This is a genomic window from Mycobacterium sp., from assembly GCF_032162105.1.
Lineage (GTDB): Bacteria > Actinomycetota > Actinomycetes > Mycobacteriales > Mycobacteriaceae > Mycobacterium.
On record NZ_JAVRPS010000349.1, the window covers coordinates 1 to 11,858 of the forward strand.

Annotated in this window: 10 protein-coding genes and 2 pseudogenes; 5 read left to right on the forward strand and 7 right to left on the reverse strand. The window is 66.0% G+C overall.

The genetic code is table 11. The features are described from left to right. The 4 genes from QOC69_RS17755 to QOC69_RS17770 all read left to right on the forward strand — a co-directional run. Positions 1–777: phosphodiester glycosidase family protein (locus tag QOC69_RS17755; protein WP_526441897.1), on the forward strand; the 777-nt coding region annotated here is incomplete at its 5' end. Between the two features lie 187 nt (positions 778–964). Then, complete coding sequence (locus tag QOC69_RS17760; protein WP_526441899.1) at positions 965–1,153, forward strand: helix-hairpin-helix domain-containing protein; 189 nt, start codon at positions 965–967, stop codon at positions 1,151–1,153. A gap of 4 nt (positions 1,154–1,157) precedes the next feature. Continuing rightward, a complete protein-coding gene (rnhA, locus tag QOC69_RS17765) occupies positions 1,158–1,667 on the forward strand; it encodes a ribonuclease HI (RefSeq protein ID WP_526441901.1) in 510 nt (169 codons plus the stop codon). A gap of 145 nt (positions 1,668–1,812) precedes the next feature. Beyond that, positions 1,813–3,252 carry an MFS transporter gene (locus QOC69_RS17770; protein ID WP_526441903.1) on the forward strand — a complete coding sequence of 480 codons (1,440 nt, stop codon included), beginning with the start codon at positions 1,813–1,815 and terminating at the stop codon, positions 3,250–3,252. A 12-nt stretch (positions 3,253–3,264) separates the two neighbouring features. On the opposite strand, the gene QOC69_RS17775 is transcribed toward QOC69_RS17770, so the two are convergent. The 7 genes and pseudogenes from QOC69_RS17775 to QOC69_RS17805 all read right to left on the reverse strand — a co-directional run. Continuing rightward, positions 3,265–4,335 carry a 3-deoxy-7-phosphoheptulonate synthase gene (locus QOC69_RS17775; protein WP_526441905.1) on the reverse strand — a complete coding sequence of 357 codons (1,071 nt, stop codon included), beginning with the start codon at positions 4,333–4,335 and terminating at the stop codon, positions 3,265–3,267. A 277-nt stretch (positions 4,336–4,612) separates the two neighbouring features. Further along, positions 4,613–4,876 carry an aldehyde dehydrogenase family protein gene (locus tag QOC69_RS17780; protein WP_526441907.1) on the reverse strand — a complete coding sequence of 88 codons (264 nt, stop codon included), beginning with the start codon at positions 4,874–4,876 and terminating at the stop codon, positions 4,613–4,615. A 39-nt stretch (positions 4,877–4,915) separates the two neighbouring features. Next, complete coding sequence (locus QOC69_RS17785; RefSeq protein ID WP_526441909.1) at positions 4,916–5,074, reverse strand: hypothetical protein; 159 nt, start codon at positions 5,072–5,074, stop codon at positions 4,916–4,918. Continuing rightward, the gene (locus QOC69_RS17790) at positions 5,071–6,945 is read right to left on the reverse strand and encodes an alpha/beta hydrolase family protein (RefSeq protein WP_526441911.1); all 1,875 of its coding nucleotides are present in this window, start codon (positions 6,943–6,945) and stop codon (positions 5,071–5,073) included. Before QOC69_RS17790 ends, QOC69_RS17785 begins: the two co-directional genes overlap by 4 nt. Before the next feature lie 27 nt (positions 6,946–6,972). Continuing rightward, positions 6,973–8,766: an N-acetylglutaminylglutamine amidotransferase gene (locus tag QOC69_RS17795; protein WP_526441913.1), complete on the reverse strand. Its 1,794-nt coding sequence runs from the start codon at positions 8,764–8,766 to the stop codon at positions 6,973–6,975. A 16-nt stretch (positions 8,767–8,782) separates the two neighbouring features. Next, positions 8,783–10,048 carry a circularly permuted type 2 ATP-grasp protein gene (locus QOC69_RS17800; protein WP_526441915.1) on the reverse strand — a complete coding sequence of 422 codons (1,266 nt, stop codon included), beginning with the start codon at positions 10,046–10,048 and terminating at the stop codon, positions 8,783–8,785. A gap of 297 nt (positions 10,049–10,345) precedes the next feature. Continuing rightward, positions 10,346–11,434 (reverse strand): annotated as a pseudogene (locus QOC69_RS17805) (carboxylate-amine ligase); the annotation flags it as partial. 54 nt (positions 11,435–11,488) lie between these two features. On the opposite strand from QOC69_RS17805, the pseudogene QOC69_RS17810 reads away from it, so the two are divergent. Beyond that, positions 11,489–11,572: pseudogene (locus tag QOC69_RS17810) on the forward strand (helix-turn-helix domain-containing protein); the annotation flags it as partial. Positions 11,573–11,858 lie beyond the last annotated feature (286 nt).

Below are 11,858 nucleotides of genomic sequence, written 5' to 3' on the forward strand. Positions count from 1 at the left end.
GCCGTGGTCAGGGTGCCAGGCGGCCCTCCCGTGGTGTACACCGCGGTCACGCAGCCAGATCCCTTGCACCGCAGCATCGTCGTCGGCGTCGCTCTGGTGCGCTCGTCGGCGGTGCAGGCGCACCTCCAACCCGGCACTGTCCAACCGGTGCGGTCCGGATCGCCCGGGCAGATCCCTCCCGGACAGCTACCGAACGTCGCGGCGGCATTCAATTCCGGCTTCAAGATGTCGGCATTCTCGGGAGGGTTCTTCGTCGACGGCGCCACGGTGCGAACACTGGTCGACGGCAAGGCGTCCGCAGTGATCGACGACAAGGGCCGGCTCTCAATCGGACAGTGGGGCCGCGACATTCAAATGAGCTCACACGTTCGTGCGGTCCGCCAGAACCTCGGTCTCATCGTCGAAGGCGGCCAGCCCGTGCCCGGGCTGGACCGCAACGCCAACCTGCGCTGGGGAACCCCTCGCAACCAGCTGCAATACACGTGGCGATCGGCGATGGGCATCACCCGCAGCGGCGACATCGTCTATGTGGCCGGCGACAAGCTGAACCTCGCCACCCTCGGCGTCGCACTCGCACAGGCAGGCGCAGTCACCGGGATGGAACTCGACATCCATTCCGGGATGGAATTCTTCAGCAGCTGGCGCAGCGACGGCGCCGGCGGCAGCACACCGCAGCGGCTGATGCCGGCCATGGTGGGTCCTGCGGACCGCTATGTGCGACCCGACCAGCGGGACTTCTTCTACTTCACGACCACGGCGTCGACGCCAGGTCGGTGACCGGTTGATCGCCACGGTGTGCGTGGCTCCACGGTCAGCATGCGACCACCTCGTCTCGGACAAATGGCAAACCACCGCCGAGGACCTCATCGACACCGTCATCAGCCTGCTGCCCGCCGCGCCATCTTGAGCTGAGGTCTCGCGCGTTGCGGAGCCAATCGGTCGGCGAAGTGCCTATCCTCGGCGCATGGTCGACCCCGGGGATCGCGGCTCCGTCTTCGACGGTGTCCGGATCGGCCGGCCCGCGACTGGTGCGCTCCTCGACGCCGGTTACCGCGCCGTCGCGGACCTGCCTGCGGATCTCGACGGCCTCCTCGCCCTGCACGGCGTCGGGCCGAAGGCCGCGCGGCTGCTCCGGCAGGCACGGGCGGACTGAGCAGATGGACGAGTCCATCAAGGACGTAGTAGTCATCCACACCGACGGGGGCTGCAGACCGAACCCCGGGCCTGGCGGCTGGGGGGCGGTGCTTCGCCAACGTCAGCACGTCCGCGAGATGTGCGGTGGCGAGTCCGGCCAGACCAGCAACAACCGGATGGAACTGACGGCGCCGATCATGGCGCTGGAGGCGCTCACCCGACCGGCGGCGGTGCACCTCTACACCGACAGCTCCTATGTCAGGAACGGCATCACCAAGTGGGTTCTCGGCTGGGAGCGCAATGGCTGGATGACCGCCGCGAAGCAGCCGGTGAAGAACGTCGACCTCTGGCAGCGGCTGCAAGCGGCCTGCGCGCGGCACCGGGTCGAGTGGTTCTGGGTGAAGGGGCACGCGGGTGTCGCCGACAACGAACTGGCCGACGAACTGGCCACCCGGGGCATGCAGGAAGCGATCGCATCGGTAGCGGTTCCATCGCCGAGCCTCGCGCGTCGCGACGCCGATCCCACGGCGTAAATTGATCTCTGCGGTCATGTGTCAGAGCCGCGTTCACAGCATGTCCGGAGATGTTGGGAAGGAGCGCGGCGTTGAACCTCACCACCGCGTGGTGTGGCCTTATCGATCGCGGTGACCGTGGGGCGAGTGCGCGGATCACCACGCGGTGAGCTCCACGTCAACGAGCGCCGTCGGGTTCCGCTCGGAGCGCGGACCGGTCCTGATGTCGGTCATGCTGAGCACCGGTTTGGTCGCGATCGATTCGACGGTACTGGCGACCGCGGTGCCGTCCATCGTCGGCGAGCTTGGCGGTTTCCACCAGTTCCCCTGGCTGTTCTCGGCATACCTTCTCGGGCAAGCCGTCACCACGCCCATCTACGCAAAGCTGTCCGACGTCTTCGGCCGCAAACCGATCCTGCTACTGGGAGTCGCGCTGTTCCTGGTCGGCTCGATCCTGTGTGCTGCGGCATGGAACATGGTTGCCTTGATCGTCTTTCGGGCGGTGCAGGGCCTCGGCGCCGGCGCGGTCCAACCCACGGCCATGACGATCGTCGGGGATATCTACACCGTGGCCGAGCGCGCCAGAGTGCAGGGCTACCTGGCCAGTGTGTGGGCCATTTCCTCGGTCGTCGGGCCGCTGATGGGGGGCGTCTTCTCACAGCTGGGAATCTGGCGTGGCGTGTTCGTCATCAACATCCCGCTCTGTCTGCTGGCCGCATGGATGTTCAATCGGCACTTCCACGAGACGATCACGCCACGGTCGCGCACGGTCGATTCGCTGGGCGCACTGCTTCTGGCGTTGGCGATGACGTCGCTGGTGCTGGCCGTTCTCGGTGGGGGCCAATCCTGGGCATGGGCCTCAGCGCCGAGCATCGCGGCGTTCACCGCGGGCGTCGTGCTGTTGGCGGCCTTCGTCCTCGTGGAGCGCCGAGCCGCCGAGCCGATAATGCCCTTATGGGTGTTCTCCCGCAGGCTGCTCTGTGCGACCACCATCGTCGCGTTCGGCGTCGGCGCGATCTTGATGGGGCTGACGTCCTACGTGCCGACCTTTCTCGAAGGTTCACTGCACGTCGCCCCCATCGTCGCTGGTCTTGCGTTGGCCGCGTTGACCTTGGGCTGGCCGGCCACGGCGAGCGTGGCCGGACAGCTCTATCTGAGGTGGGGGTTCAAGTACACCGCGATGGTGGGTGCAGCACTCGTGATCACTGGGGCTTCGGTGCTGGTGGTGACGTCCCACCGGCCGAACGTCGCCGTCGTCGCGGCGGCGTGCTTGGTGATCGGCGGCGGCATGGGGCTGTTGGCAGTGCCCACGCTGATCGCGGCACAGTCCAGCGTCGACTGGAACGAACGTGGCGTGGTGACGGGCACCAACATGTTCGCGCGCTCGCTGGGTAGCGCTGTCGGCGTCGCCGTTTTCGGGGCGATTGCGAACTCGATCTTTGGCCCCGGCGACATCCGATCGATCGGCGCGGCGACGATCCAGTCGGGTTCGGCCGCGGTGTTCACCGGTGTCCTGGTCGTCGCCGCGGCGACCGCCATCGCCGTAGTCGCCATTCCGAAAACACCTCCGCCACACCATTCCACCCCGACGTCCAGCCATCGCTGACGATCACCGTGCTCATGGGTTCTGGCGTTTGGCGTCGTGCAATCGTGCGAGCACGTCGGCTGTCGTGGCGAAGTCCATGCACTTGTCGGTGACGGACTGGCCGTAGACGAGTTCGCCTCCAAGAGACTGGGAACCGGCGACCAGGAAGCTCTCCAACATCAGTCCCCCGATGCCGCGCTCTCCGCGGGCGATCCGACCGGCGAGCTCGTTGGCGACCTCGGCTTGGCGGAGGTGATCCTTGCCCGAATTGGCGTGCGAGCAATCGATCATGACCCGTGGCGTCAGCCCCGCGGCGGCGAGCGCGTTGACCGCCCGGGCCACCGAGTCGGTGTCATGATTCGGGCCCGTCGAGCCTCCTCGCAGGATCACGTGGCAGTCGGGGTTGCCCGACGTCTCGACGACCGCGCCACGACCGAGGCCGTCGATTCCAAAGAACACATGCTGCGCTGCAGCGGCTTTCGCACCGTCGATCGCAGGCTGAACATTGCCGTCGGTGCCGTTCTTGAACCCGACGGGCATCGAGAGCCCTGATGCCAGTTGACGGTGGATCTGCGACTCGGTGGTCCTGGCTCCGATCGCACCCCAGGCGATGGTGTCGGCGATGTAGTGCGGGCTGGTGGGTTCGAGGAATTCGCAACCGACCGCCAGGCCGAGCGCTCCGATGTCGAGCAGCAATGCCCGCGCCGTGCGCAGTCCTCGTTCCACGTCGCAGCTGCCGTCCATGCCGGGGTCGTTGATGAGCCCCTTCCATCCGACGGTGGTGCGCGGTTTTTCGAAGTAGACCCGCATGACGATCTTGAGCCGGTCGGCGTACGCGTCGGCCAACGGGGCCAGCCGACCTGCGTAGTCCAGTGCGGCCACCGGGTCGTGGACCGAGCAGGGCCCCACGATCAGCAGGAGTCGGTCGTCTCGACCGGCAAGGATCTCGACGATCTCGTCGCGATGGCGTGCAACCGCCTCGGCGCCGGCGTGGCCGAGAGGAAGTTCGGCGCGGATCTGCTCCGGAGCCGGGACCGGGCGAAAGGACACGATCCGCCGGTCGGAGGTGCTTTCGACGGCAGCGTCGCTGCTGGTGATGGTCACGATGTGTTCGGGCTTCCTGTGAGTGGTACTCAGGGCGTACCCACGGAACATCCGGTGCCCTGAAATGACGAAAGCAGTGACCGTGTGGTCACTGCTGGGCTCCGGGTGGCTTTTCGAGCGCTGGGTTTACTGCGCCTTATCCGTGGCTCCACCCGGAGCCGAGATAAAGCGCCAATAGCTGCGCGTGCCGATGTTCACGGTAGTGACAGTACACGCTGCCATCGAATGACCTGCTCCGCGGGAGGCGACGGAAACGTCGTCCGGTGCGCACATGTGCTCAGGCGGTGGCGCGTCGGGCGATGTTGTAGAACCGGACCTCCTGGTACTCGTGGAGTCCTTCGCTGCCGCCTTCCCGACCCATCCCTGACTGCTTGATGCCGCCGAACGGGGCCGCCGCGTTGGACGGGACGCCGTGGTTGATTCCCACCAGCCCAGTCTGGAGCCGATCGGCGAATTTGGGGGCGCGGTCGAGGTTCTCGGTGAAAACGTAACCGGCCCGCGCCATGCTCGCCAGGGCGCGATCGTCGATCAGTCCCATCATCTCGGTCAGACCCTCTACGAACGCGTCGTGGATGCCCCTCTACACCAGGATGCGGTTGGCGGCGCTGCAGGACTGGCCGCTCGTGTGGCTACCGTTTCCGAAGATCAGGAACTCGTTGTGGAGGATGCCCTTGGCCAGGGTGTGGCTGCAGGACACGGTCACCTCGTCGTGAAGGCCGCAGGTGATGAACGCGGTCACCCCGACGATGTCGGTGTGAACGCCTGAGTAAGCCATTCGCCGATGGCCTTGACCAACACGGCGCGGTTCTCCCGCTTGACGATGGCGTGTCCGTCATCGTCGAAGATCAGGCACTCGACCCGCCGCCCCAGTCGTCGCAACGCTTCGAACATCTGCGTGGATTCGCCGGCCGGCACATTGGTGTCATTGGCGCCGTGCACCAACAGCAATGGTGCGGTGAGCGCCTCGACTCGCAGGAGCGGTGAGAGTCGGTCGAGGAGATCGTGGTCGTTGATCGGATGACCGTATTTCGGGTACGCCTCGGCTGCGATCCACGGATCGGTGTTGCGGTAGAACGTGCCCAGATCGCTCATTCCGCAGATGCTGATGCCTGTTGCGAAGAGCTCGGGGTGGAAGGTCAGTGCTGCCTGGGTTAGATATCCACCGTAAGACCAGCCGCAGCAAGCGATCCGGTCGTGGGCAGCAAGGCCGCGGTCGACCAAAAAGCGAGCACAGTCCGCCACGTCGTCGATGGCGGCGAATCGCAGCTGCCTGTCGTCGGCGTGAGAAAACCTCCTGCCGAATCCGCCCGAGCCGCGAACGTTCGGCGTTAGCACGGTGATACCTGCGTCGAGCAGTTCGGGGAATATCTCGCTGTAGTCGGGGCGCGCCTGCCCTTCCGGGCCGCCGTGCAGGAAGATCATCGCACCCATCAATTCACCGCCCGGTGGCTCATATAGCCACCCGGTGAGCTCGAGCCCGTCCCGGGCGCGCATGGCCACCAGCTGCGGATGTGCGGCGGCGTTGCCACCGCCGGGCTCGCGGTCGATGCGTTCCCATTCTCGAGACCGAGGATCGACGAGTTCTACTGTTCGCGGCGTGGAAGGTCCTTGTATGGTCATCGCCACCAGCGAGCCGCCAGCGCTGATGCTCAGCTCACTGGCGACGGGCCCGGGCAGCGGGATCGGCTCACTCAATGTATTGTCGGCGTACTCGAGTATCTGTAATTCGCTGCGGCCGTTGATATTCCACAACAGAGCCGCAGTTGATAGGTCGTCGCTGACCGCGAACTCGTCCAGGTCGTATCCAGGTCGTTCGGCGACCACGTGATACGACACGCCGTCCTCCGTGGTGGTCACTTCGACCAGTCGGGTGTGCTCGGCGCCGTTGTCGGTGCGGACCAGGGCGCGCACGTAGCCACGGGTGCTGTTCATCGGATAGGTCTTCGCCGGGTGGTAGAGCACCATCACCTCACCCTCCAGGCCGGATCGTAGCCGACGGGGTTGGTGGTCGTCGAGGATTACACCCGCGTCGGTGGTGGAACCGGGATCGGATGGCAACAGCGCGATTTCAGTCAATCCGTGCAGAAGGATCAGGTCGCGGTAGCCGCGTGGGCCAACCCGTACGAGCGAGGCTCCCGCCCATGAGTCGACGAGCTTGCCGCCGGATCTTCGGTCCAGCACGATGGTGGCGCCGTCGACCGGATCGATCAGGCACGAGCTACCGACGCCGTCCTGACCGGTGAGGATGGCAGCCACCTGAATACCGTCCCAGCCGATCAACTCGGCTGTTCCCTCCGGAAAGCCGTTCGGCCAGTGATCGATTCGACGGGCGTCACGGTCGTCGGGATCGGTGGTCACCAGCCAGATCTGGGTGCGCGTACCGCCGCCGGGTGCGACCTCGCAGGCCAGCCAATGGCCGTCCGCGGAGTGGATCACCCTGGTGACCGGGCCCTCGACGGGAAGCTCGACGTCGCGCGACGAGCTCGCGTGCGTCCCGCGCAGGAAGCGCTGTACCGCACGGGGGTAACCGCCGTCGTCGACGAGATGGGCGAACGCGGTCGCGTCCGGCGACAGCGACGCACCGTAGGTCGCGCGTACGTGCTGTCCCACTGTCCTACTGGCTCTCGCGCGAGCGGTTCATCGACCTGCCGTGTCCATGCTCTGCAGCCACATCTCCAGCACCGCCAGTTGCCACAAGGCGTTGGAGCCCAACGTGGTTCGCGTCTCGTTGGGCGCGGCCAGGAGTCTGTCCAACGTTTCTCTGCGGTAGAGGCCCCGCGCGCGTGCGGCGTCGTTGGTCAGCGCGTCGCGCACCATGTCCAGTATCTCGCCGTGCAGGTGCCGGATGCCCGGTACCGGGAAATAGCCCTTGGTGCGGTCGATCACCTCGGCGGGCAGCAGTGCTCGCGAGGCGTCCTTGAGCACGCCCTTGCCATTCGACGCCAGTTTCAGCTCGGCAGGACAGGCGGCGGCGAGTTCCACGAAGTCGTGGTCGAGAAAGGGCACCCGGGCCTCCAGACCCCACGCCATCGTCATGGTGTCGACCCGTTTGACCGGGTCGTCGACGAGCATCACCTGAGTGTCCAGCCGCAGGGCCGCGTCGACAGCGGTCTCGGCGCCCCGACGGCTCTGGTGGGTCTTGACGAACTCCCAACTCGGATCTTCGGCGTCCACAGCGTATTCAGGAGCGAAGATGTCCAGCACCTCTGCGTGGCCGCGGTCGAAGAACACCTTCGCGTACGCCTCGGTGGTCTGCTCGCGGGCGACGTTCGCCAGCGGCGGGTACCAGTCGTAACCGGCGAGGATCTCGTCTGCTCCCTGACCAGACTGCACCACCTTGACCGACTTGCTGACCTCCTCGGCGAGCAGATAGAAGGCCACGCAGTCGTGACTGACCATCGGTTCGCTCATCGCGGCGATCGTCTTCGGCACGGCGGGCAGCAACCGGGCACTGTCGATGTGGATGCGGTGATGGTCGGTTCCGAACGTCTTGGCCACCAGGTCGGAGTAGGAGTACTCGTCGCCGGATTCGTCACCGACCGAGTCGAACCCGATCGAGAACGTGGCCAGACCGCGCTGGCCCTGCTCGGCCAGGAGTGCCACCACGATCGACGAGTCGATTCCGCCCGACAGCAGTACGCCTACCGGGACGTCCGCGACCATGCGCCGCACCACCGCCGTTCGCAAAGCCTCCATCAACGCGTCCTGCCAATCGCGGTCGCTCCACGAGGCGCGGGCCGGATCGCGGTCGAAAACTGGTGTCCAATAGACGGTGTCGGTGTGCGAACCGTCCGGGCGGATCACTCGCACCGTGGCCGGCGGCAGCTTGCGCACACCTCGATACATGGTGCGCGGCGCAGGAACCACCGAATGGAAGCTCATGTAGTGATGCAGCGCGTTCCGGTCCAGTTCGGTGTCGACGTCTCCGGCCTGAAGCAGGGCGCGCACGGTCGAGGCGAACCGGAGCCGACCCGGTCGTTCGGCCAGGTACAACGGCTTTATCCCGAGTCGGTCGCGGGCGAGAGTGACGACACCCGTCGCACGGTCGGCGATCGCGAAGGCGAACATGCCCTTGAAGCGGTCCACACATCGGGCGCCCCACCGGTGGAACGCCTTGATCACCACCTCGCTGTCCGCCGTAGAAAAGAACCGGTAACCGACGGCTTGCAACTCTCTGCGAAGGTCCTCGTAGTTGTAGATGCAGCCGTTGAACACCAGTGTGAGACCGAGGTCGCTGTCCACCATCGGTTGGGCGCCGCACGCGGACAGATCAATGATCGACAACCGTCGATGGCCGAGCGCGATCGGCCCGTGGGCGACCACGCCGTCTGAATCCGGGCCCCGGGATTCCATGGCATCCGTCATCCGGGTCACCGCGGCGACGTCGGCGGACTGGCCGTCGAAGCGGATCTCCCCGCAGATGCCACACACGTCGTGTTCCGTTCCCCTACGTCGACGCCTGGTAGTCAGGCGGGCCGGCGTCCGATGGATGGTCCGGCCCACCGGTCAGTATCCACGTGTCCTTGCTTCCACCGCCCGACGACGAATTGACGATCCGTGACCCGTGGGCCGCCACCCGGGTCAACCCGGCCGGCATGACCTCCGCCGTGACGCCGTTCATCGCACCGGGGCGGAGATGCACGAAGGCACGGAGATCGACGTGATGCGGGTACATGCCCTCACCGTCGAACGTGGGATGGGTGGACAGGGCGATCGTCTCCTGGGCGATGAAGCGCTCGGGCTGGGTCTGCAGTTCGCGTCGACGGGCCTCAAGAGCTCCCGCAGTCGCCTCCGGACCGATGACGACGCCGTTGCCACCGGACCCGTCGATCGGTTTGACCACCAGGTCGGCGAGGTTGTCGATCACGTAATCACGCTGCGCGCGTTCGGCGCAGATCCACGTCGGCACCTGCGCCAGTGTCGGCTTCTCCCCGAGGTAGTACTCGATCATCGCGGGTACGTGGGCGTAGATCGCCTTGTCGTCGCCGATCCCGTTGCCCAGCGCGTTGGCGATTGCCAGCGTCCCGTTGCCGACCGCTTCCAGCAGGCCGGGCCGAAGTGGGGCGCCGTCGTAGCCGGCGGACGACAACAGCATGTCCTCGTCCATCCGGGCGTACACGACGTCGACGGGTCGGACGTCGGAACCTATGTGCCGCAATATTTTCCCGCTGCGCACAGACAAATCTGAGGACTGCACCAGGGCGATGCCCATCTCGTCTGCCAGGAAGGTGTGCTCGAACCACGCGGAGTCATCCCAACCGCCGGACAGCAGTGCCACCGACGGCTCACCTTCGCACCGCGCGGGCGCCGACGCACGCAGCGTCTCCATCAGCATCGACAGGACCCGATCGACATCGCCGATCTCGCGAGGGCGTTCGAGCTCGGGAAGGTGCTTGGTCAGCAGCCGCCGATTCACGATCGCGTAGGCGATGCCGGACGGGATGCGAAGATTGTCTTCGAGCACCATCCAATTCCCCGCGCGATCGCACACCAGGTCGGTGCCGCAAATGTGTGCGCGCACGGCGCCCCTCGACAATCGGCCGGCCGAACGGAATCCCGGTGCCCGGTCTAGTGCATGCACCCCGATCACACCGTCGGTGACGATGGCCTGCTCGGAATAGATGTCGCACAGGAAAGCATTCAGGGCCTTCGCCCGCTGGCATAGGCCGGACGATAGGTTCGCCCATTCGTCGGCCGCGATGAGCCGCGGCATCAGATCGAGCGGGAACACCTGGGCACGGCTCTGGCCGCTGACCCGGAAGGTGATGTTTTCGGCGCGCTGATCCTGCTCGACATCGCTTTCGCGTGACCGCAGCACGGCCACCCCAAGATCGACGACGGACCGCAGGATCTTCGCGTAGTGGGGCCGAGGCTGGCCGTCGGTGTCGACGGCTTCGTCATAGGTTGGCAGGGCGCTCTTGTCGGCAGGGCCGGACTCGCGGTGAGGGTGGTAGCCGAAGAGCAGCGTGGGGTCTTCGGACACGGCTGCTGCCGCGTCGGGCCAATTGCCCGCGGTTTCGTCGATCAACTGGTCGACGACATCGGCGAGTCGGCCACGCCTGCGCAACGCCCTGCGCTGTCGCGCGGCGGACGTGCCTGCAATCAGCACCCGGTGGGCCAGGTCGCTAATCACCTGCCAGTCCCCCGCCGCCTCCAATTGTGGACGCAGCAGGCGCACCAATTCGGTCACCACCTCGACGGCCGGTCGGCCGCGCGGCCCATTCACGTCGACGAGTTCACCTTCGAGCCCCGAGCGGGCGGCGCGCCACAGAGCGGCGCGGCCCAGCGGTGCGGAAATCTCGAGGGCAGGATCCCCTGCCCGCAACCCCTCTAATTCACGTTCGACCAGTGCACGGAACAGGCCGGCTATGAGCACGATGGTGTCGACCGACGGGCAGCTATCGCACACCCGTAACTCGAGGGTCGGCGCCGCGACCGCAGGCCGAACGTCGAAATACACCATACCGGCGTCGGCGATCGCGCCGCTGCTCACGAGGTCAGCAACCAGTTGGTCGTATTCGACCGCCGAGGACACTGGCGCTGCCAGGCCCGTCGTCGGCCAGCGCTGCCACACCAGCGTCCGCCCGCTGGAGTAGCCGGTGTCAGAGCCGTCCGCCCAGAACGGCGAGCTTGCGCTCAGCGCCAAGAGTGTCGACACATACGGCGCCACCCGGTTCGCCACGGCAACTGACTCATCGCGGTCATCGATGCCGACATGCACCTGGGTGCCACAAATGAGTTGTTCCCGGGCCAGCAACTGATAGTCCGCGAGCATCTGCCGATACCGGGCAGTCTGGGTGACCTGCATCTCGGCGGGTACCGACAACGGCACCGCACCCGCTGCAACCACGCCGATGCCAAGTTTCGCCGCAGCATCCACGAGAACTCTTCGGTGGCCCTGCAGGTCGGCGCGCAGATCGTCGAGCGTGTCGACGACACCGCTATTCATCTCGACCACGCACCGTTGCAGCTCGGCCACGTAGGTATCAGACAACTCGGCGAGCAGTTCGGGTGCGCGAGCGGTCAGGCGTCTGGTCTTGAGGTCGACGAGATGAAATTCCTCCTCGACGCCCATCGTCCGCAGCGTGACGCTTCGCATCCCGCTACGTTAATTTACGCCCAATACATCGACGTTAAGGTCCAACACCTCCCTGGCGACAAGGCCGAAGCCGCCGAGGCCCTGGGAATGTCCCGCGCGACGATCTACCGCAAGATCAAGGATTTCGGTATCTCGTGAAACCGCTGCGTTCTGGTCGTTGCCTTCGGACAGTGCTAGCCGATGCGGTTCTAAGTGGAGCTACGGGTGTGTGAGGTTGGGGATTCGAACCCCTGACGCCCACAGTGCCGGGAGCGTCAATCCAAAGAGCAGGCCGGCTAAAGCGCGCCGGCGATATACGCAGTCCGGCAGGCACGGCGGGCGAGCTTGCCACTGGTGGTACGAGGGATGACCCCTGCAGGGACGAGCCGAAAGTCGGCGACGGCGAGGCCGTGCTGTCGTGAAAGGGCCGCACGGGCGGCGTCGG